The 22664-nt window shown below is 39.6% G+C and carries 18 protein-coding genes; 7 read left to right on the forward strand and 11 right to left on the reverse strand.

All coding sequences use genetic code 11. The features are described 5' to 3' along the window. Positions 1–20: 20 nt before the first annotated feature. From ACH6EI_RS21210 to asnB, 3 genes are all read right to left on the reverse strand, one after another. Positions 21–1478, reverse strand: a complete 1458-nt coding sequence (locus ACH6EI_RS21210) for a phytoene desaturase family protein (protein ID WP_028412406.1) — start codon at positions 1476–1478, stop codon at positions 21–23. Next, on the reverse strand, positions 1475–3007 hold the full coding sequence (locus tag ACH6EI_RS21215) for a phytoene desaturase family protein (protein WP_034267744.1): 1533 nt from the start codon (positions 3005–3007) through the stop codon (positions 1475–1477). The genes ACH6EI_RS21210 and ACH6EI_RS21215 overlap by 4 nt, the downstream gene beginning before the upstream one ends. 314 nt (positions 3008–3321) lie before the next feature. Continuing rightward, positions 3322–5169: an asparagine synthase (glutamine-hydrolyzing) gene (asnB, locus tag ACH6EI_RS21220; RefSeq protein ID WP_098113554.1), complete on the reverse strand. Its 1848-nt coding sequence runs from the start codon at positions 5167–5169 to the stop codon at positions 3322–3324. A gap of 171 nt (positions 5170–5340) precedes the next feature. On the opposite strand from asnB, the gene ACH6EI_RS21225 reads away from it, so the two are divergent. Further along, positions 5341–5901 (forward strand): DUF2777 domain-containing protein, encoded by a 561-nt coding sequence (locus ACH6EI_RS21225; protein WP_028412409.1) that lies wholly within the window; start codon positions 5341–5343, stop codon positions 5899–5901. An 85-nt stretch (positions 5902–5986) separates the two neighbouring features. Here the strand turns inward: ACH6EI_RS21225 and ACH6EI_RS21230 are convergent, their stop codons facing one another. From ACH6EI_RS21230 to ACH6EI_RS21240, 3 genes are all read right to left on the reverse strand, one after another. After that, positions 5987–6121: a hypothetical protein gene (locus tag ACH6EI_RS21230; protein ID WP_255256919.1), complete on the reverse strand. Its 135-nt coding sequence runs from the start codon at positions 6119–6121 to the stop codon at positions 5987–5989. Between the two features lie 133 nt (positions 6122–6254). Next, positions 6255–6602, reverse strand: a complete 348-nt coding sequence (locus ACH6EI_RS21235) for a DUF1516 family protein (RefSeq protein ID WP_013055360.1) — start codon at positions 6600–6602, stop codon at positions 6255–6257. Between the two features lie 78 nt (positions 6603–6680). Then, positions 6681–7853, reverse strand: a complete 1173-nt coding sequence (locus ACH6EI_RS21240) for a DUF418 domain-containing protein (RefSeq protein WP_394530537.1) — start codon at positions 7851–7853, stop codon at positions 6681–6683. A gap of 198 nt (positions 7854–8051) precedes the next feature. Here ACH6EI_RS21240 and ACH6EI_RS21245 point away from each other — a divergent pair, with 198 nt between their 5' ends. The 6 genes from ACH6EI_RS21245 (at position 8052) to ACH6EI_RS21270 (ending at position 10281) form a co-directional block, all read left to right on the forward strand. Then, a complete protein-coding gene (locus tag ACH6EI_RS21245) occupies positions 8052–8273 on the forward strand; it encodes a spore germination protein (protein WP_028412411.1) in 222 nt (73 codons plus the stop codon). Between the two features lie 30 nt (positions 8274–8303). Then, positions 8304–8579, forward strand: coding sequence for a spore germination protein GerPB (locus ACH6EI_RS21250; RefSeq protein WP_014461637.1), 276 nt, complete (start codon positions 8304–8306; stop codon positions 8577–8579). A gap of 89 nt (positions 8580–8668) precedes the next feature. Next, positions 8669–9385: a spore germination protein GerPC gene (gene gerPC, locus ACH6EI_RS21255; protein WP_028412412.1), complete on the forward strand. Its 717-nt coding sequence runs from the start codon at positions 8669–8671 to the stop codon at positions 9383–9385. After that, entirely contained in the window at positions 9382–9558 is a 177-nt protein-coding gene (locus ACH6EI_RS21260) for a hypothetical protein (protein ID WP_013055355.1), read from the forward strand. Before gerPC ends, ACH6EI_RS21260 begins: the two co-directional genes overlap by 4 nt. Before the next feature lie 12 nt (positions 9559–9570). Beyond that, positions 9571–10002 (forward strand): spore germination protein GerPE, encoded by a 432-nt coding sequence (locus tag ACH6EI_RS21265; RefSeq protein WP_028412413.1) that lies wholly within the window; start codon positions 9571–9573, stop codon positions 10000–10002. A 60-nt stretch (positions 10003–10062) separates the two neighbouring features. Continuing rightward, entirely contained in the window at positions 10063–10281 is a 219-nt protein-coding gene (locus ACH6EI_RS21270) for a spore germination protein (RefSeq protein ID WP_013055353.1), read from the forward strand. A gap of 46 nt (positions 10282–10327) precedes the next feature. Here ACH6EI_RS21270 and ACH6EI_RS21275 read toward each other — a convergent pair whose 3' ends face one another. Genes ACH6EI_RS21275 through addB form a run of 5 tightly spaced genes read right to left on the reverse strand, consistent with a single transcriptional unit; the run spans position 10328 to position 22505 of the window. Continuing rightward, positions 10328–10633, reverse strand: a complete 306-nt coding sequence (locus ACH6EI_RS21275; protein WP_028412414.1) for an HNH endonuclease — start codon at positions 10631–10633, stop codon at positions 10328–10330. Positions 10634–10647: 14 nt separating this feature from the next. Continuing rightward, on the reverse strand, positions 10648–14040 hold the full coding sequence (locus ACH6EI_RS21280; RefSeq protein ID WP_108674389.1) for an SbcC/MukB-like Walker B domain-containing protein: 3393 nt from the start codon (positions 14038–14040) through the stop codon (positions 10648–10650). Then, positions 14037–15221, reverse strand: a complete 1185-nt coding sequence (locus ACH6EI_RS21285) for an exonuclease SbcCD subunit D (RefSeq protein WP_028412416.1) — start codon at positions 15219–15221, stop codon at positions 14037–14039. The genes ACH6EI_RS21280 and ACH6EI_RS21285 overlap by 4 nt, the downstream gene beginning before the upstream one ends. A gap of 53 nt (positions 15222–15274) precedes the next feature. Beyond that, positions 15275–19012, reverse strand: coding sequence for a helicase-exonuclease AddAB subunit AddA (addA, locus tag ACH6EI_RS21290; protein ID WP_028412417.1), 3738 nt, complete (start codon positions 19010–19012; stop codon positions 15275–15277). Further along, positions 19005–22505 carry a helicase-exonuclease AddAB subunit AddB gene (gene addB, locus ACH6EI_RS21295; RefSeq protein ID WP_028412418.1) on the reverse strand — a complete coding sequence of 1167 codons (3501 nt, stop codon included), beginning with the start codon at positions 22503–22505 and terminating at the stop codon, positions 19005–19007. Before addB ends, addA begins: the two co-directional genes overlap by 8 nt. Positions 22506–22664: the final 159 nt, after the last annotated feature.

Raw genomic sequence — 22664 nt, forward strand, 5'->3', positions numbered from 1 at the left:
CCTTATGGCTTCACAAGATCTTAAGAGAGCTTTGCAACCGTTTGAATAGACGATTGTTCAATAAGATGATCAGCCAACATTTTTGCTCCTTGCATAACAATTGGCACGCCTCCGCCTGGATGTATAGATGCTCCCACCGCAAAAACATTTTTATATTCGTACGGCTGGTACTGAGGTCTGAATACGCCTGACTGAAACAGCTCAGGAGCAATACCAAAGCTTCCGCCTTCGTAAAGTCCAAATGCTTGAGCATCATTTGGCGTGCGTACTTTTACCCATTCTATTTCTTTACGCAGCTCCCCAAACCCTTTTTCTTCCAAAGTTCGAATGATTCCATCAACAAAATCTTGCTGATTGCTCCAATCAATGTGGCCACCTGATGGAACCGGTACAAGTGCATATAGCACACTTTTTCCTTCGGGAGCTAGGGATGGATCAATAACAGAGGGATTAAATGTATAAATAGCGGGATCTTCAGGAATCGTTTTATGCTTAAACACTGCTTCCATATGTTTAGCCAAATCATTGCCCATAAAGTATTGATGCACATTGTGATGATCATATTTTCTCTTCAAACCAAGATAAAGCAGCAGACAGCTGGACGAAGGCACATACTTCTTTTCTTTTTTTTGAGCAATTTTCGCCATATTAGGAAAGTCGCCATTTAAAATCACTTGATCAAATGGGTGAAGTTTTTCGTCAACAATAACCCCTTCTGTCTTGTCTCCTGATATAGAAAGCTCTTGAACCACCTTATTCAAATGAATGCTTACACCTTGCTCTATCAGCGCCTTTTCAAGAAGTGGCACAAGACTTGCGTATCCCCCTTTTACGTAATAGATGCCATGAGCATGCTCACTGTAAGGAACAAGGGAATAAATAGCTGGTGCCGAATAAGGATTCCCTCCAATATAGAGAGATTGCAGCGAGTAGGCATCTACTAGACGTTCATCATGGAAATACGTTGAAACAAATTTTCTCATTGATTTATTTGCATTCATTTTTTTTAATGCCTTAATGTTTTGCCATGTCCAAAAATCTCGTTTATTTACAAATGTTTTTTCCAAAAATGCATTACTTCCTAGTTCAAATCGCTTTTTTAATTCAGTCATAAAACGCCGGTAGTTTTGCTCTTCGCCTGGAAACAAACGGCTAATCTCCTCTAACTGATCTTTTTCAGTCGCTTTTTTTGTATAGGTCGTACCGTCTGGAAAATGAATATCATAAAGTGGATCACAGCGTATTAGTTCATATTGAGAAGCAGAAATGCCCGCTTCATCTAAAATACGTTCAAGCATTAAAGGCAGCAAGACAATCGTGGGACCTTCATCAATTTTATAACCGTCTTTTTCTACAAACGCCAGCCGGCCGCCCAGCTTGTTTTCTTTTTCGAAAATATCAACAGAAAAACCTCGTTTGCTTAATAACAAAGCGGTAATTAAACCGCCTATTCCGCCTCCAACAATTGCTGTTCTCATAATGCACTCTCCATTTCCTTCATGGTTTTAAACGGCTCATTCAGTAATTGTCCGTCTCTTTTTAAGATGAGCTTTGTCGTAATGCGGGATGATTCCAGAATAGTTGGTAGACCGCTCCCTGGATGAGTTCCTCCTCCAACTAGCCAGCAATTTTCTAATTCTTCAAATTTATTATGCGGACGCAGTACCATCATTTGAGTGAGCTGATGTCCAAGGTTAAATGTCGCTCCTTTATAGACCAGCACGTCTTCTTCCCACTGCTTTGGTGAAATGATTTTTTCAACTTCAATATGACTCTCTAAATCTTTGAAACCCGTTTTCTTTTCTACAATTTTTAATACTGCATCTCGAAAAGCTTTTTGTTTTTCATCCCAGTTTACACCGCTGAAATTATTTGGAACCGGCGCTAAAATATAAAGAGCAGACTTTCCTTCTGGTGCTAAAGTTGGGTCTGTTACACTTGGGTTTTGAATGTAGATGGAAGGGTCTTCTGAAAGAGCTAACGTTTTTGTGATCTCTTCTACATTTTTTTTATAATCTTCAGCGAACACAATCGTGTGATGAGGCAGATCTTTGTACTGTTTGTCTATGCCTAGATAAATCATAAAAGTGGAACAAGAGTATTTTTTCTTTTCAAGTTTTTTAACTGCATATTTTTTAAGCGTACCTTCATCTATTAAATTCGTCATGGCATGAGCAAAATCTCCATTGATAATGACGTCGTCTGCCCCTATTCGCTCTCCATTTTCTAGAATAATTCCTTTTACTCTCTTATTTTCAATCCATAGTTTTTGAACACCTTGGTTTAAGTGGATGTGCCCTTGATGTTCTTCCACTACTTTTGCCATTGCTTGAGATAGCTGATTTACTCCTCCTATCGGATGGAAGATACCGTAGGCATGTTCCATAAACGATAAAATAGAAAAGGCTCCTGGACATTCCCAAGGGGACATTCCCAAGTACTTCGATTGAAAAGTAAAAGCTAATTTCAATTTCTCATCAGTGAAATACTTGCCAAGTACATCATAGAGCGTTTTACCTAAGGATAAATGCGGCAGTGCTCGAATTGCTTCAGGCTTTAAATAGTGATGAAAACGATCCATCTGCCCTTGCAATAAAGGCAGCAAAGCCGCCATCTTTGCTTCGGTGTCTTTCATAAAGCGCTCATAGCCTTCCCCGTTTCCTGGGTATAAACGTTCGATTTCTTCTTTCATCTTTTTATGGTTATCCGTCATCTGAATCTGTGCATCATCAAAGATAAGCTCATACATGAGATTTAGACGTTTTAAGTCCATATAGTCATGCGCATTGCGATTAGCAGCTTGAAATAATTCTTCAAAAATCTGTGGCATGCTCAAAAATGTAGGACCCATATCAAACGTATAACCTGACATTTTAATCGCTGAATTTCGCCCGCCCACGTATCCTTGCTTTTCATATACATCTACTTTATAGCCATGACTTGCTAACAGCATTGCTGCCGCTAGTCCTCCTGGACCTGCTCCAATCACGATTACGTTTTTTTGCATACATACACTCCTAATCTTATACAATAGTTATACAAACATTATACAAAGCTTTATTATTAAACACAACGATAAACTGCTTGTCTTTATTCGAATCATAAAATTACCAATAACTAAACCATGAAAATATGACGTTTGTACCATTTTTCCAGGGTTTCAGTACACTTTCCCTTTATTCGGTGCTTTCAAGCTTTTATTTTATATCTATGTAAAGTTATACAAAAATAGACTGCGGTCTTCTTCTCTACTTAAACGTATAAAAAAGAGAAATGGATGACTGATTTTATAAAAAAACCCTCTGTACTGAGAGGGTCCTGTCATTCAACAATTTGAATATTATTGTGAGTAAACCAGACGTGAATTTGAGCTAGATGAGCTAGCAGCTGAGGCCCTGTCATTAATTGACCAAACCACGGCGCTTTAAATCCTTCTCCGCCTGTATCAATAATATGCTTTAACTGCTGCTTATCAAAAAATTCATAAAGAGGTGACTGTTTATCTTGTAAAAGAGATTGAAGCCATACAGTTACAGCTTTTGTATAAGCTGGGTTATGCGTTTTAGGGTAAGGGCTTTTCTTGCGATAAAGAACGTCATGAGGCAAAATTCCTTCAAGCGCTTTGCGTAAAATCCCCTTCTCTTTATTGCCCGTCATTTTCATCTCCCATGGAATATTCCATGCATATTCCACAAGGCGATGATCTGCAAAAGGTACGCGTACTTCTAAGCTCGCTCCCATGCTCATACGATCTTTACGATCTAATAAAGTTGTCATAAACCAAACCTGATTTAAATAAAACAGCTTTCTCCGCTGCGCATCTTCTAACGATTCACCTTCTAATTCAGGCACTTCCTTTAACGTTTCTTCATATCTTGCACGTACATAATCTTCTAACTGTAATTTCTTTCTCCATGAACTTTGCAGCAAATCAATTCGAGCATCTAATGAGCGCATCCACGGGAAAGTATCCGAAGACAAATCGTGTTTTCGGTGAAACCACGGATATCCTCCAAAAATTTCATCTGCACATTCTCCTGATAAGCTCACGACAAAATCTTGTTTGATTTCACGGCAAAACCAAAGCAACGATGAATCTACATCAGCCATTCCAGGAAGATCTCTCACCTCTACAGCCTCTGTTAAATGCTGCACAAGGTCCTCCGTTGAAATAATGCAGCGATGATGATTTGTTTGAAACGTATCGGACATGAGCTTGATATAAGTTCCATCAGAATTTGGCTGAAACTCATTTGCTTTAAAAAATTTATCATTGTCTTCATAGTCGATAGAATACGTATGAAGGGAGCCCTTGCCGCTTTCTTTGAACGCATTTGCAGCAATTGCTGTAATGGCGCTTGAGTCCACTCCACCTGATAAAAATGTACAAACCGGGACATCCGACACTAGCTGTCTTACAATCGCGTCTTGCACTAAAAATTTAACTTTTTCTGTTGTTTCAGCTAAATTATCTGTATGCTGCTCACTTTTTACGTTCCAGTATCGCCAAATCTTCAACCCGTTACGCGTAAGCGTGAGCGCGTGAGCCGGACGCAATTCATTTATTTCTTTAAATACGCCGTGGCCGGGAGAACGAGAAGGTCCTAAGCCAAACACTTCTGCTAATCCATCTAATCCTACTTCTGCTTTTACCTCAGGATGAGCTAATATCGCCTTTAATTCTGATGCAAATTGAATTCCACCTTCATAAGATCGATAGAATAAGGGCTTCACTCCCATTCTGTCGCGTGCTATAAATAACTTTTCATTGGCTTCATCCCAGATCGAAAAAGCAAAGATACCGTTAAAATGATCTACGCATGATTCTTTCCATTCTATATAAGATGTTAGAAGTACTTCCGTATCTGAATGTCCCTGAAATTGATAACCTCTTTTTAGTAATTCTTTCCGAATATCTTCCGTGTTGTAAAGCTCTCCATTATAGCAAAGCGTGTAGAGCTGTTCATTTTTTTCTCGCGTCATCGGCTGTCTTCCGCCTTGAGGATCTACTACAACTAAGCGTTTGTGCCCAAAAGCAACATGCTGCTGTGTCCATACGTTGGTGTCATCAGGACCTCTTTTCGATAAAGTGTCAGCCATTTTTGTTATTGTTGCTGTTTCATTTAAAAGCGATCGCTTTAAATCGACCCAACCCGTTATACCACACATCGTTTATCATCCTTTCTTTCACGCTCTTGTTTATGAATGAAATAATGCCATTGTATGCACGCAGTAGTTACAGTTGAATTGTCCTTATATTTTATTTTTACTTTTCAGTTATAAAGAGAGCTTTTTTAGGCAATAAAAAAATATGGATAAATTTCACACGGAGGTTTGATTATGAATCATTATTCTAAACAACAAGCTATGAACAATCAGCCGCGTTCCTTCGTGATTGGTACGGTTGAATGTGTTGATTCACAGTGGATTTTCTTTGAAGATGAAAGTGACGAAGCTTCCATGCTTCATGAAGTAATGGATGAGACATTAGAACTTCTTATTGATACACGCTGGGAAAAAGCCATTATGGTTGATGACCGTCAAATAAAGCTTCACGATGGAACGTATTTATTGCGAAATGGAGATAAGCTAAGACTGACTAAAAAGCTACCTTATGCATACGAACAGCTTCTTCAATCACTACCGAAAGAGACCTTTTTATCATTCACTCAGCACTTAAATTCATTAAAATTCTCTCTTTATGATTGTATTTACTGTCACAACACATTATGTTTTTTACCGACAGACGGTGATACAAAAGGTGCTAATTTTATCATTTATGACAATGAGGAAAAAATTTGTGCCGTTCAGCATTTATTCGAACGAGGCACGCAATACCTAGACCGATTTGAATATACCGTTAACGATGGAGAACGTTCAATGAATCTTTTTTTAGATTAAAGTAAAAGAAAAGAGTTTGAGACATAACTTCATCAACCTAATCTAAAAAGAAAAAATTGGATATATGAGTTCGTATTGATTGCTTTTAAACCGCTATTGATTTCCATGCAAGGCTTCGCTTTCCGCGGGCGGCCGATGAGCCTCCTCGTCGCTTACGCTCCTGCGGGGTCTCACCTGTGCCACTTTTCCCGCAGGAGTCTTCGCCTTGCCCTCCAATCAACAGCTAGAAGCACCTACACGCATTAAATTTACTTTCACCATGACAACGAAAAAAAAACCGAAGTATTAATCAGAATTCTGATTAATACTTCGATTTTTTTTGAACTAAAATACTCTTGCCCTATCCTCTTTTCTTATCCTAGTACGACATATCCGTAATAGAATACTAAGATAAGCGCAATTACAAGAACTGCCCAAGCAACGCCTGTACGTTTTCTTTTTTCAGTACGAACAAGGACCATTTCCATTCCCACAAGCACTAACACTCCGGCAATTCCTTTAATGAGCGCTGCGCCTTGAAAATGGTACCAAGCTGCTAACATATGCAGACCTGATACTAATACTAATAAGTATAGAAGTCTCGCCACCATATGTAAGATTTTTTGACCTTTAGCTTTACCTGCTCGATGTAAAATCAACGAAACCACAAACGAGATAATCAATAATGTCCAAAGCGTTACATGAATATGTAGTGGAGCCATTCATCTCACGTCCTTTCTGAAAATATCATATCATGAAAACCTTTCCTTCACCAATAATATAAGGAAGGAAAAGGATTTTTAGAGGCTGCGTCCATATGTAGCATACCGAATGAGTTTTTCAAACGGTCCATCTGAAAATAGGCTCATCCATATCCAGCTTCCCAGCAGTTGAATAAAAATGATAATCCCCGCAATAGCCAATCCTTCTACAATTGAAATATGCCCATAGTATCCTAATCCATATGAGTAAAAAAGAAATGTACATACAATAGACTGGACAATATAATTAGTTAAAATCATTCTTCCCAAAAAAGCAAATGGCTGCATGACTTTTTGAATAGATACACTTCGCATAGCTAATGTAACCAACGTTACAATAAAAATTGCTCCTGCCGTTCCTCCAATTGTATCGTGAATATAAGATGTAGCTACATTGTGATCTAAAGCATAAGGCAATACAGATGATGCTCCATATACGATGAATGAAATAAGACAAATCCACTTTGTCTCAACTATATATTCTTCTATTTCTTTAAACCATTCGCTTTTTGCTATAAAGCCGCCTAATAAAAACAGTGGAAATAGCGATAAAAACAGAAAAGGAACCGTATTTAAATTATAAGCGTAGTACCAATCCAGCAAGCGCTGATGAAATATTGACGCAAAATTTCCGTGTCCATATACTTGAAGCGCTTGGTCAATAATAGGCTGGTGAATTCCTGCCGCTGTCTCTCCTTCATTAGCAAAAGCCGCTACCGTTAAAATAACAATCATAATCACAGCGTAAATACTAAATATTCCGGTTCCCCATGCTAATAACACTTCTTTCTTTGCTTCTTGAAAAAACAGCATAATCAAAGCAAAGAAGCTGTATATCACAATCATATCACCATGCCAAATAAATACAGCATGAATAGCTCCCACGAGAAGCAAAGCTGTCATTCTTCGTACATAAAAAGGAGTAAAGCTTATTTGCCTTTCGTATGTACGCTGGAACATTTTCATAAAACCAAATCCAAACAAAATAGCAAGCAGCGCGTATCCTGTCTGTCCTATTACTATATCAACTAATCCATTAGCAACATAACTCATTCTTGAACCATTCATCAAATTATTGTCGTAATACGAAGCAGGCGAATAAAAATTCGGCATGTTTATGAGCAAAATACCGATAAGCGCAATTCCTTTTAATACATCCGCCGCTTCAATACGCTGTTCTTTATCAGCTGCATTCATTTTAAAACGTTTCATTCTTTCACACCTTACATGATTTCATTATTGCCTTCACATTATATCGAACGCAAAAGTTTTTCTTCAATGTTTACTATTTCCATTCCTCTTTTTAATGTTTTACCTCTCCTCTGCATATAGATAAGGAAAAAGCATTAATCACCTTTTTATCTAGGCTTCATATGCTGTTACTAGACTAAATTAAAAGGGTGTTTGCCTATGCCTGCCATTGTTGGTGTTGTTAATCTTAACAGTGTTGGTTCAGCCAGCGTCTTTCATATTGGAGATGTTTATACAATAGCCCCTATTTCCACTGCTAAAACATATGCTGGCGCAGGTTCGTTTAATACAGGTGACGGATTATATGTTGTGAATCAGCAGAGCTCAACCAATACGTCAGACAATGACGTAAATGACCAAAATGTTGCTGGAAATCTATAATAGAAATGAAGCTCATACAGGAGGATGCTTATGAACTTTTACGTGAATCAAAGTATCTGTATTCAAAGTATGAAAATCAGTGCCGTAAGTAACTCTTCGGTACTTCAAATTGGAAGCGTAGGTGTTATTAAACCGAACTCAAATCTCTTTAATACAGGAGGATTTACAGGCGCTGCACCTACCGAAACAAAAAAAGGCATTCTTGGATCTGTTTCTCCCTCTACCTTTACTCCCGGAACAGGCGCAGGAGCAGCCCCAGCACCTTTTTCACAGTCGCTAACTCCACCAGCTCGAGACAACGACTGACATGTTACAGCCTTCATCGCCATATGTATATATATAACTATTTTCTTTATCGGGAGATAAGGGAATCGAGGTGATTGAAGGTGGATAACATGAACTATATTCAGCAGGTTCATCAGTATGTTCAGCAAATGTCTTCGTATATTCAGCAGCAAGAAGGACGCATTGCTCAGCTTGAAAAAAACGTACAAGAACTTCAGCAAAAAATAAAAGAGTTAGGTGAACAGCCACCTATTAAAATTGATAAAATTGAATATAAATTTGAACAGTTAAAAATTGATTCTTTAGATGGAACATTAAATATTGGATTGAATCCTCTTACACCCGATAATTTAGAAGATATCATTATTAATGAGAAACCAGAAGTAACATTTCCGCAAGGAGCTCAGCCACAAGGGCAGCCGCCTCAAGGTGAGCAGCCGGGACAACCCGGAGGTCCTGGACCGCAAAATCCCAGCTTAAAACCATTGAATCGCCAGCTAGAAAAGCAGTGGGCCTCTGATATTCATGAAACGATTTTAAATGAGCTTAATCAATATGGATTTTCTATGGTTCAACATGTGCTTGATGAGCGCTCGATGATGATTGATGAATCGTACTACGAGTTTATTTTAGAAGATATTAAAAAGCAGCTGCAGCAGCGGATTACTTTTTATATACAGCAAGTTCAGCCGGAGGAAATGGAACGGAATTTTGAACAAATTAAACCGCAAATTATCGGTAAACTTTATGAAGATATGAAAAAAGGAATTGACGCATTTTTAACGTATTTACCTGAATCCTTAAAGAAAGGTGGACCCCCTTCATGAACTTTAACGTTGTAAACCGTGAATTGCTTGTTGGAGACGTTAGTATTACAGGCGTATCTTCTTCCTCTCTTTTTTTAATTGGTGATGCAAATTACATCTCTCTCTCTTCAACATTTGATACACCAGCGGAATCTTTGATTATCGGTCCTTATGTTCCACTATCGTTATCATAAAGGAGCTTATGTATGCTTTCACGCACATCTTCTGTTAATTATATAGAAATTAATTCCTTGTCGGCGAGCTCTTTTTGCCAAATTGGAGATTCAACAGAAATTCACCTACTTAATAAAGCGTTAGCTGATCGGAGACAGTATCCGTTTTTCTACGGCAGAGAAGGAAATTTTGATGATTATGCTATCTTTAGTGAGCCTATTCCCCATGGTGACTACGAACCTATTCCCGTTCAAACGTGGAATGAAATACCTTTAATCCGCGTTAACAGAATTGATATAAAAGGGTGCTCATTCTCGTCAGTTATTCATGTTGGCTCGACCTGCAATGTGTATGCAGAAGCCCGCATTAAGCATATTCGTGAACTGATCAACGATGAACCTTCAAAGGAAGCTGAAACAGGAGCTTCAAAGAAAGCTGCTTCAGAAGCTAGCGGCAGTGAGTGAACCTTTTAAGAAACTGCTCATATACTAAACTAATATCACGAAAAAAAGGGTGTGAACCTCATGCCAGCAATAATCGGACCCGTTAGTATCACGAGCGTCGGGGGCGGTGTCGTAACGTTTGGAGATACGTTTTATGTTTCTCCAAAAAGCGCTGCTAAAACAGCCTCAGGCTCAGGCTCTTTAAATACAGGTAACTTTGTTAATACAAATAACGGCATTTCAGGAACAAATACGTTAGATCCAGATTTATTCGATCAAAATATAGCGGCAAATGCTTAAAAAAACCCCTTATCTTTGCTACTAAAGCAGATAAGGGGTTTTTCATTCACTTAGATTTTCGGCTGTTTGATTTTTTGGTTTTAGGTAATTTAGAAGAAGGCTGTTTACGAATCCATTTAATAAAAGAGCTAATTTTAGAATCAGCTTGTAATAAAGAAATCGTATTAAGACGAATGGCTAATTCATCATTTGTGTATAACGCATGAATTTGTTTATGACACGGAATACATAAGTTTGCCGTCGGTTCAAACACTCCGCCCATTTCCTTTGGCGTTAAATGATGTACGGTCGTCAAGACATCCTGCCTTCCGCATAATTCGCATGTTCCTATTCGCCTGTCTTTTTTCTTCATATAGATTTCCTTCCCTATAAAGTTTCTACTCTTACACTAGTTCCTTTGCCAGAAGGCTCGGACGGCTCAACAATCAAACGTTTTGGCAGCCGAGCTCGAAGTTCTTGTACGTGACTGATGACTCCAATTGATAAATTATTGGACTGAAGTTTTTCAAGCGCCGTAACCACGGTATCAAGAAGCTCTCCATCAAGCGTTCCAAATCCTTCATCTAAAAAGAAAAACTGCAGTGGATATTCTCCTCTTAGCTGTATTTGTGCAGATAATGAAAGGGCCAGAGCGAGGGAAGTTAAAAATGTTTCCCCTCCCGATAAAGTTGAAACCGGACGTTTTACGCCTCCATTTGCATCATCTCTCATGATAAAGCCGCCTTGTGAATCAACTTCAATCGCATAGCGCTGACGTGTTAATATACCCAGACGCTCTGAAGCATCTCGGCTAACGGACATCAGCTGTTCTTCAGCAATATATTCGACGAAAGCATTTCCTTTAAATACTGTTTGAAGCTTTTGATACTGTTCAAATAACGCTTGTTTTTCTTCACGGTCCTGTTCAAGCACTAAAAATCGCTCATGCCGTTCTTTGACGCTTTTTAACGTTTGCTCAGCTGCTCCCTTGAGCTGAACGGCTTCTTTTACAGCGGCTTTTATATCATGAAGCAGCTGCTGAGTTTCTTCAAATTGCTGCTCTTCTATGGACTGCTGATTCAGCTGGATATTTAACTGTTCAATTGATGACTTCATCTGTTTTATGTTGTCCCAATAAGCCTGAACAGTTTCATCCAACAATTTCATCTCATCATGTGATAACAAAGCTTGCTGAACTTCTTTTTCTTCGCTGAATAAAGAACTCCCTATCGCTTCTTCCCATTTTCCAGCTGCTTTTTTATACTGGATATGAGCTGTTTCTAGAGATTCGCTCGCTGCTTTTTCATCCATTTGCAGCGTTTGATACGCTTTTTGAACAGTCTGCCAATGTTGATACGCCTGCTGTTCATTCGTCTCTAACTCCGCAAGTAAGTGAACTGTTTTTTGCAGCGCTTGTTCAATATCTTCTTGATCTGTAAGCGTACGCAAGCGTTCAATTTGCGAGTGAACAAGAGATTGTTTATGAGACAGCATTGCTTTTAATTCTGTAAATTCTTTTTCGCCCGCATATTTTTCTTCTTTTAGACGTTCGATTTTCTTTTGCTGATTTTCAAAAAATACGCTGCTTTTTTCAATTCGAGCCTTTATTGTCTGCTCTTCTTTTTCTCGCTCGTTTAGCTGTTCATTAATTTTTTCCATCTCTTCAAATACAAAGGAAGGATAATCTTGTTGAAAAGCTTCTTTTCCTGCTTGTAACGCTTGTTTTTGCTGATTGACTTTTCCTTCTAATTCAATTTGTTCTTTTTGATAATGAGCAAGCTCTAATTCAATCTTTTCAAGACTTTGCTGGACCTTTTGTACCTGCCCTAGAATTGCCTGCTGTTTTTCACTTACCTGCAAATAATCCTGCTCAAGAGATTTGATTTCAACTTCTATTTTCTTAGCATACTGGCCAAAGGCATCTGTACTCATTTCTCCTAAAGCAGGGACTTGGCCAGCTTCATTCATAAACCCAGCTAAATCAGGTATTTTTTCAACAAGAGGTTTAGCTAGCTGTTCAAGCTGCATTTTAAGCGACGAATAGCTAAATCGCTGTTCACGCAACTGATTGACTTGATCTTCGAACTGATCCGCTGATTCTACTGTACTATTTTCTTCTTTTTGGTTTAACACGGGGTTAGGATGATGCTCAGAGCCACAAACTGGGCAAGGCTCTCCTTTAGTCAGCTGCTCAGCTAATTGATGAGCCAGACGATGTGACCATTCTTTTTCCTTGCGTCTTTTTAGATCACTCATTAAATGATCCGCCTGTTTAAAAAGCTGCTGAAACTCTTTTTCCCGCTCACATACAGTGTGATACAAGCCTTGAATATCTGAAAATAACTCTTTGCTTCGTTCTATTGTTTGCTGATATCTCTCTTGGTGTGTTTGTTTTTGTGTATGCAAATGCTGAAGCTGTTCCGCTTTTTCTTTATACGTTTTTTGGCCTTCATCTAGATTTTTTTTATCATTATTCCATACTTGATAACGGTAGAATGCTTGCTGAACAGCCTGCCGATAATCAGGTTGAATCTCCACTTTTGTTAATGCTTCTTTTAACTCTTTTTGAAGATTCAGACCTTGCTGATACCGCTTATCCGCTTCTATTAATTCATCATTTTTCGTTTGAAGTGCCTGCTGCTTTTGCTGAAGAGAAACTTCCGCTTCTTTTACTTCTTGCTGCCCATCTTTAATTTGTTTTTGAAGATCAGAAGCTTGTTGGAGCTGTTCTTTTTGAACAACCAATTTGGGCTGCTGTTCATTTTTTTGTAAGCGAGCCTGCTCATATAAGCTATTGGATCGCTTATATTCCTCACTTTGCTGAACAATTTGCACTTTTAATTTTTCTACTTTATCTTTATAAAGCTTCTGCTGTTTTTCAGCTTGTTCAAATGTTTCTAAATAAGGAAAAAGACGCTCTGCCTGCTGCGCTTTCGTCAGCAAATCTTGCTTTTGTTTAATCTCCTCTTCCTGCTTAGAAGCATGCACTAGTTTTTCTTCTAACAGTGTTTTTTCCTGCTGCGCTTTCCAAAGAGACGCCTGCTGATCGTATCGTTCCTGCAAATCAGCCGCTTCTTTTTCTCGTTTTTCCAAAAGTACAATGCTATCACTTACAAGCTGCTCGGCTTCTGTTACTTTCTCTGTTGAAGCTTCACCTAATCCCGTTTGTTCTGCCGTGATTTTATCTAGGTCTGTTTTTAGCTGCTGAACTTGATAGCGTATTTTCTTACTAAGCTGATCTCCGTACTGCTCGAGATTAAAAAGACGCTGAAGCATTTGACGGCGCTCCGTCCCTTTTAATGATAAAAACTCTGCAAATTTTCCTTGTGGTAATACAACAGCTCTTGTAAAATCATCAATTGTTAAACCAAGAAGTTCCTGTACCTGCTGGTTTACATCATTTGTTTTATCCGCTAATACGTACGTTTCATCTTCAATTTCAATCAATCGACTGGAAGCTGATTTCACACGCAGCTCATCTGTCCGTTTAAAGCTTCGTTCAACAGTATAGCGTTTTTTATGACTAGCGTTTTCCAGCTCGAACGTAAACGATACTTTCAGTTCATTTTCCCCGTGATTTAAAATTCCTTGTGTATTATTGGCTGCACGCTCTACTTTTCCGTATAAAGCTAGTGTAATGGCATCCAAAATGGAGGATTTCCCGCTTCCAGTAGGACCAAATATTCCAAACACACCGCCTGAACACAGCGCTTCAAAGTCGACAGTTTGTTTTTCTCTAAAACTGTGAAGCCCCGAAACGGTCAAGTTAATAGGTTTCATTTTTCATCCTCCTTTCCCGATACTTCTTCATCGTTAATCAAGGTTAAAAACAGTTTGACTAACTCATCATCAGGTGCCCCTCCGCCGGTTTGCCTGCTGTAGAACTTTGTAAACAGTTCTTCGATTGGCACTTCGCGCTGTGAACGTGTTTCATTTGCTAGTTCTTCTGCTTTGAATACCGGACGAATATGAATAAAGCCTGGATGAAGCTTGCGAAGTCGATGGATTTCTTCTAGTGAAAGTGCATCTTCTACGTGAACTTCTAAATCAACCCATGCCTGCGCATCTTTCTGTTCATCAAGCCACGTATATACTTCTGCCAATCCGTTTTTCGCTTTCCAACGCGTCAAAGGCTTTCCGCTAGATAATGGAATTTCCGTCATTTCAACCTCTTTTCCTGGCTGAGCATCTAAAATGGTAACCGACTTTGCGTATCCTGACTCCGAAAAGCTGTAAGCAAGAGGTGAACCGGAATACCTTGCCAGAGTGTGGGCGCGATTGATCATTTGCGGGCGATGCAAATGTCCTAGAGCTACATATTGAGCATTAGCAGGTAAACTAGTCGCCGCCACCGTATAAGCTCCTCCTACTTCAATTGGACGTTCTGAGTCCGTTGAACTTCCGCCAGCTACGTAAATATGACTCATGGCAATATTAACGGTATCTGCTGTGAACTGCTCACTCATTTTATCGAAAATACCTTTTACTCTGGCATCGTATGAATTTCGAAGAGCCAGCTCATCATTTTCTTCTGCTAACAGTTCCTTTAACCTTGATTCAGATGGGTAAGGAAGAGCCGCAACCTTTAATATTTCATCTGATGTAGGAATGTGAATGCTTTCTACATCGGTAGTAGGCAAACCAAGAAGTGTAATATTTTGATGAACGGCTAATGGAGAAGCCGCCGACAGCCGATCTGGGTTATCATGATTACCTGCAATAACAATAATTGGACGTTTTCCATTGTTGCTCAATCTAGACATACTTTCGTAAAAGAGCTGCTCTGCCGCTGCTGGAGGGTTCACCGTATCAAAGGCATCTCCCGCCATGAGAATAGCATCTATCTTTTCTTCTTCCACAATGTCTGCCAGTTCATCTAAAAACTGTGCTTGCTCAGCTAGACGACTTCGACCTTCTAACGTTCGCCCCAAATGCCAATCCGCTGTATGTAATAAACGCATGTTACTCTCTCCTTATTGGTGAAAAAGAAGAAGACCATCGCCTTCTTCTTTTCTTATATTTCAACAGCATGTCCACCATCTAAAAAGTAAAGATAGCGATGCTGAACAGGTTGTTTCACAATCCGCTCAATGGCCTTTGCGTAAAGCTCTAACTGAATGCGGTATCTTTCAATTAGAAATGGTTTTGCTCGTTCAAAATCCCCTTGAAAACGATCCGAAATATTATCTGTTTTAAAATCAAGTAAAACGAGGCCTTCTTCCGTTTCATATAAACAATCAATAATACCTTGTACTAAAATCGTTTCGTCTTCCTGCTCCCAATGATCATAGATTTCTTTAGCGGAGACACCTAAACTAAAAGGCATCTCTCTATAAACCGTGCGAGCCGTTCGAATATCTTGTGCAATGTCACTGTCTAAAAAGTCTGCTACATCATTTGCATCAACGGCATCCGCTTGCTGTTGCGTCAACAATTCTTTGGTAACCATTGATTGAATAAAGTCTTGAACCATTTCGAGGGTATAAGCTTTATTTAATGGAAGCTGCTGCATAACGGCATGTGTAGCTGTTCCTCTTTCAGCTCCTGTGAGAGATTTCTCTTGAAGAAACAGCGGACGGTTTTCAAGAGGTGCTTTAGCTCCCCGAACAAGATCACTGCTTGCACCTGCATCCGTCAGCTGCTGCTGCCTTTTTAGTTCAGAAACAGATTGCTTTGAACGATGAACGGAAGCTACACGATAATCATAAGACCAATTTAAGCGTCTATACACTTCCTCTTTATAATCGCTGGATTCTGTAACTGGCTCATGCTTTTGAAGAGCGTTCAAAAGCTCTTCATGATGCTGCTGCTCTTCAAGAGGCTGTTCGGCTAAATCACCTGCTAATAACGTTGAAAGCTTCCAGCTTGAAGCATGCTGATAAATCATCTCGGCCGGCTGGACCTCTCCTTCAACCATATGACTAACATTTTTGTGACGAATTAAAGAAGGTCCAATCCAGTCTAAATAACATTTTGCATCTCTTCTCACGTGAGCTGGAAGCGTCCAATCTTCGTGTCCCATAACGGAGCTCCATTGTCTGAGCTTTTCTGATGCGTCTTTTACTGTTCCAACTAAAATAAGTTTTTCTTTCGCACGCGTCAAAGCTACGTATAATACCCGCATTTCCTCTGCCATGCTTTCTTTTTTCATTTTTTTCTTCATGGTCTGCTGAAGAAGAGTCGGGTACGTAATACGCAGTTTCGGATCAATATATTTAGATCCAAAACCTAGTTCTTTATCGAGTAAATAAGCTTTATTCAAGTCCATTAAGTTAAACTGACGAGCAAGACCAGCTACGAAAACAACAGGAAATTCAAGACCTTTACTGCTGTGGATCGTCATCAAACGCACCACATCTTCTTGTTCTCCCAGCGCTCGAGCAGCTCCTAAATCGTTCCCTCGATCCTGCATCCGTTCAATAAAGCGTAAAAAGCGGAACAGACCTCTAAATGAAGTCGCCTCATACTGGCGAGCGCGATCGTAAAGAGCACGTAAATTGGCTTGACGCTGTTTCCCGCCAGGAAGTCCGCCAACAAATTCAAAGAAACCCGTGTCGCGGTAAATTTGCCATACTAGTTCTGACAAAGAGCTTTGTCTAGCTTGTGTTCTCCATGCTTTTAACTGCTCATAGAAATATTTCACTTTATCGCGAAGTTCTTCATCATCTGAAACCGCTAAGTACGTTTTTAACGCATCATAATACGTTCCTTTCTTTTGCTCTGCTCTCAGTGTAGCCAACTCTTCATCTGAAAGCCCTACTACCGGTGAGCGAAGAACAGAAGCTAACGGAATGTCTTGATGCGGGTTATCTACTACTTTTAATAAAGACATCATAATCATTACTTCAGTAGCATCAAAATAGCCTGTTGATAAATCGGCATAAATCGGCACGCCTTCTTGTTTAAATTCATCCATAATCTGCGCAGCCCAAGGCATGGAACGAAGCAAAATAACAAAGTCACGATACGTTACGTTTCTCATGATATCGAGCTTGCGATCATATATTTGAAAACGGTTTTGAACGAGTTCTTTGATTTTGCGCGCCATTGCTCTTGCCTCTAACTGAGCCGTTTCAAGCTCTGCTTCTGAAAACGCGACGAGAGAAGAATCCGATTCTTCTTCCGCTCCTTCTTCTGCATTTTCTTTTGCAATCAGCAGAAGCTCCGTTTCCATTCCTTCCACTTTTGGATACGATGCTCCTAATTTTAAAGAAGCATCATCGTCATATGCAATTTCTCCTACTTCTTCATCCATCAGCTGGTTAAAAATAAAGTTTGTGGCGTCAAGCACTTGAGAACGACTTCGGAAGTTTTTATTTAAGTCAATACGTTTTCCAAATTGTCGTCCATCTTGCGTAAATCGCTTGTACTTCGTCAAAAACAAAAATGGCTCCGCTAAACGAAAGCGGTAAATGGATTGTTTTACATCTCCAACCATAAATAAATTCCCTTGTTCTTCACTATCTCTCGTCACTAATTTAATCAGTGTTTCTTGAACCATATTTGTATCTTGATATTCGTCAACAAGCACCTCTTCAAACTGAGTGCGATATTTTTGAGCAATGGACGAAGGCTTAAGCACCCCGTCTTCTTTTACACTCAAGATTTGCAGGCAATAATGCTCTAAATCAGAAAAGTCCACTAACCCTTTCTCTTTTTTGATGTGTTCATATCGTTCACCGAAGCGCTGAACTAAAAAGATTAGCGTTTCAATAACGGGCTTCATTTTTTCAAAATCAGCCATGTAGCCGTGCAAAGGCCTAGAAAACAAATCAGCATGAAGCTTTTCAAGGCTTGTTTTCGCTTTTTTGCGAAGCTCTCCAAAATCATCTAAAAGCTGCGAGTCGTACGCATCTCCTTTACATGGCTTTAAACGAGTAAAATTCAAATTCTGCATTTCCTCATGCAAATCAGCAAAAGAATGCTTAGAAGCGCTGAGCAGCCGATGAATTTGAGCCAGGTCTTCCTCTGCATTAACGGCGCGAGGAGCAGGCCCTCCCGGCAGCTTTGTTAGCTCTAAGCCCTGTTTTAAAATCGACTCAATGCCCACGAGCTGCGTTGTTACTTCTTGTAAAAGAAAAGACAGAAACGGAAGTGAATCAATAGAAGAGTCCTCTGTGACATCATATTGACTCACAATCATTTTAAGCCAGCCGTTTGGGTCGGGATTAGATCGTGCAAAGTCATATAGCTTTCTTACCATAAGCTGAATATCTAAGTCATTTCTGTCGCTTGTATAACGATCAATTAAATCAAAGAATCGCTCGTTCTGTTCAATACTGTACTGCTCTTCAAACAATTCTTCTAATACTTCTTCACGCAGAAGATCCGCTTCCGTATCATCTGCAATCCGAAAACCAGGGTCTACATCGATCAAATAATAATACGTTCGAATGACTTCTAAACAAAAAGAATGGAGCGTAGAAATCGACGCACGGTTTAATAAATTAAGCTGTCTGCGCAAGTGTAAAGAAGATGGATTCTTTTTTAACTCTTTTTCCAATGCTTCTCCAATTCGATTTCTCATTTCGGCTGCAGAAGCATTTGTAAACGTAGCAACTAGTAATCTATCAACATCAATTGGTTCCTCGCCCATCGTAATCTTTTTAATAATACGTTCGACTAAAACCGCTGTTTTTCCTGAGCCAGCCGCCGCGGCTACTAATATATCTTGACCGGATGAAACAATGGCGTTCCACTGATCATCCGTCCACTGGGAGTCGGCCGGTTTTACGTGTATATCTTCACTCATCTCGTTTGGCCTCCTCTCGAATTTTATCTAAAATAACATTTTGACTCTCTGTACTAAGCTGACGATATTCGTTGTTTTCCATTGATTCATCGAACTGACAGATTGAGCGGTATTCACAAAACGCACATGGTGTTTTATCTTTTAGCTTATAAGGCGAAATATCAATTTTTCCATTTGTAATCTCAGTACCTGCCTCTACAAACTTACCTCGCACATACTGACGGAGATGTGTAAAATCTTCTTCGCTCGCAACCGAAGAATTGGAATAAAAGCCCCCTGTCTTTTTAATACCCGCCGATATAACCTGTGAGTGCCCTGATTCTAACGTTTCGTCCATTAATCGGACTGCTTCCTCGTCCCCTAAAAGCAGTCCTTTCATTTTAAACTTCTTGAAGATTTCGGCTTCAATTTGATCGGGTTGTAATGCTTTAGTACTGTTGATCATTGGATTATGAACGTGGAAATAAAGAACGCCAGCAGGCAATGCTCCTCTATTATCATGAAGAAGCTGTTCAGCATACGTCACGACTATGTCTAAATAAGCTAAAATTTGAAGAGATAAACCATAGTACACTTCCACTAAGTTTAATGCTTTATCGCTTGATTTATAGTCGACAATACGCAGTAAAAGTCCTTTGGAGCTTTCCGCTTTATCCACTCTGTCAATTCGGCCAACAAGTTCCATCGTATGGCCATTTGGCAGTGTAAACTGCATAGAAGGCAGCTCCGCGCTAGGACCAAACCCTAATTCCAATCCAACAGGAACAAACCCGCTCACCTTAGCGTGCTCACTTAACACAAGCGACGCACGTTCAATAATTTGCTGCAGCTTATGTGTTAAATAGTGGTGGCGATTAGAGCTCAATAAAATTTCATTTTGTAAGCGCGGAGCAAGTTCGTGCACCGCAGCCGTAGAAAGCTGCTGACAGTCTTTTCTCGTTAAGTTCTTCCATTCTTTTTGACCGCCCCGTAGCTCGTCTGAAATCATCTTCAGCGCCGCGTGAAATAACTCGCCTATGTCAGGAGCTGCTAATTTGAAAACTTTTCGTTCTTTAAGCTTAAGCCCGTGAGAAGCAAAATGAGCGTACGGACAGGCTTCAAATTTCTCCATTCTCGATACGCTTGCTTGAATATGCTTTCCATACAGACGCTGACTCGTTTTCTTTGTTAACCTTTTTGCTTCGTTTTTATAAAATAAACTGCTTAGTACTTTCTCGCTATATGAGTTCCAATCTGAATTTTCTACATAAAAATTATATACATCCCACCAAGAGGAACTCATCGGATAATGGCGTTTCCACCCTTGCAGCTGGCTGGCTAAATGCGCGATGCTCGTTAAGGGATTTGTTATATAATCAACTTGCTTTTCTTCTTCTAAATCCGTAGGCTCCGTCATTAACAGCTTTTCCTGCAGGAGCGGAAATAGCTCTTTTAATCGATTAATAACGAGTGAAGGCAGCAGAGTCTTCCCTTCCTCATTGGCAAGAGGATACGAAACATAAAGTTTTTCAGAAGAGCTGGAAAGTGCTAAATAAATGAGAAATTGTTCGTCAAACAGCTTTTGCCTTCCAGTTGGCGCAAGTAATAAGCCTGATTCAAGCAGCTGCTCTCTCTCTTTCTCAGATAACAGACCACCGCTTTTTGGTTTAGCTGGAATCACACCGTCATTTACGCCTAGCACAAAGCTTGCTTTGATATCGGATAAACGCGAACGCTCAAAACTTGCCACAACCACTTGATCCAGTGCAGGCGGAACAAGTGCAAACTGCATGCTGTCAAGCCCTATCTCAAATAGATCCGCGAACAAAGAAATCGATACTTTCTCTTCTCCCATCATTTCAACAAACTGATCAAATAAGTGAAGAATTGCTTTCCATACCTGCTCGTGCTCTCTTGCTTCTTGAAGCTTACCTTCTTCTTCACATCTATTGCGCAGCGCTTCTATCTTTTGTGGAATATCTAAGTTCGTTAAAAAACGATAGAGTGCTTCTGCTTTTTCTTTTCCTATTTTCGCTTGTTTTAATTTTTTCTGAAGCGAATAAATAGGAGGAACAATCATATTTTTTAATTCATTTATTTTTTGCTCAAAAGCAAGCTCTTCGTCCGTTTTCCCAAGGTTCATGTCTTCAAGCGAACGATATTTTCTGTAGGTAAATGGCTCCTTACTCGTCCACTTAGATCCTTGAATACCGTAAGCAAGTACGTAATTTTCTAATTCATCCATCTCTTCGCGAAGCTGGTGCACATCAGATGACAAAGGAAATAAAAGGTCTGTTTTCACTGCCCGAAAGATGGTTTCGTATCGCCATGACCCGCTTACCACCTCTAAGACTGAGCGAATAAATTCAACGAGTGGATGGTGAAACATCGCTCGCTTTTGGTCAATAAAGTACGGAATTTCATAATCTCGAAAAATGGTTTGAAGCAAGTCATGATAGTCTTCTGCATTTCTAACAATCAAGGCAATATCACGATAGCGATAGCCGTGATCGCGCACAAGCGACAGCACTTCTCTTGCAATCCCTTCTACCTCTGCTCTTCGGCTAACAGCAGGCAGCAGCTGAATGTGCTCGGGCTCTGACTGAAATTCCGGCGTTGGCCGTTCATCATAATATCGTTCTAAATAGGCAAGCTCTGGACTGTTTTGATGCCTTTTTTGTTCATTAAATACGTTTGGCTCTTTAATCTCTATCCCGTTTTCAGCCGCCAGGCCCATTATTTCTTGATACGTTTCGCTCGTTAATCGAAACAAGTGCAGGTCATTTGGAATAAAATCTTGATATGAATAATCAGAAGTAACCGCTATTTTCACTTCTCTACAAACTTTCATCAGCTCTACTAATACCGTTAATTCTTGAGGAGTATAGTGATGAAATCCATCTACATAAATCGTTGCTTGAGCAAGGTACGCAGAAGAGACTACTTTTTCGCTCAACAGCTTCAAATAATCTTCTCCATCTACATATTTTGTCATCAGCTGTTTTTCTAATTCTCCGTAAATGAGATGTAAATCATGTAATTTATCAGCAAGGACTTTCTCATCTTCTGCTTGAAGTTTTTGCTTCATCTCTTCGAGAGACGGTGCATCTACCGTGTACTGTTTAAATTCTTTAACCATTTTTTCTAGTTCTTCAATAAACCCTGCTTGTTCTGAAGAATTCGCAAACAATCGAAGCTCTTTTTTTTGATGCTCGATAATTTTTTTAAGCATCATATGAATACCTGTTTGATCCACATGATAGCGGCTAATACCTCCGACTTCTTGCAGGATACGCCACGCAAGACGTGTAAAACTATAAACTTGAGCACGCATCATTCCTTCTAACCCAGGTGTTTGAACAAGCGCATACTCCGACTGAAACGTCATCTGTTCAGGTACAATATAAATAAGTGGATGCCCAAGCGGAGCATTTAACAGCTCTTGGCGCATGCTATTTAAAAGATATTCCGTTTTCCCGCTTCCTGAACGTCCTAATAAAAACTGTAGCCCCACGTTTTCACCCCTTCATTTTTCTTCTCTATATTTTTAGTTGTTTAAGTGCAAAATGGATAAACGCCACGCAAACACGTGACGCAGTCGTCAAAATTTTATAGTGATAATCAGCTAAATCTCTCTATCTCTCTCCTTATTATTTTACTGAACTTGCAGACA

The organism is Priestia sp. JSM ZJ58 (assembly GCF_044383985.1).
Lineage (GTDB): Bacteria > Bacillota > Bacilli > Bacillales > Bacillaceae_H > Priestia > Priestia zanthoxyli.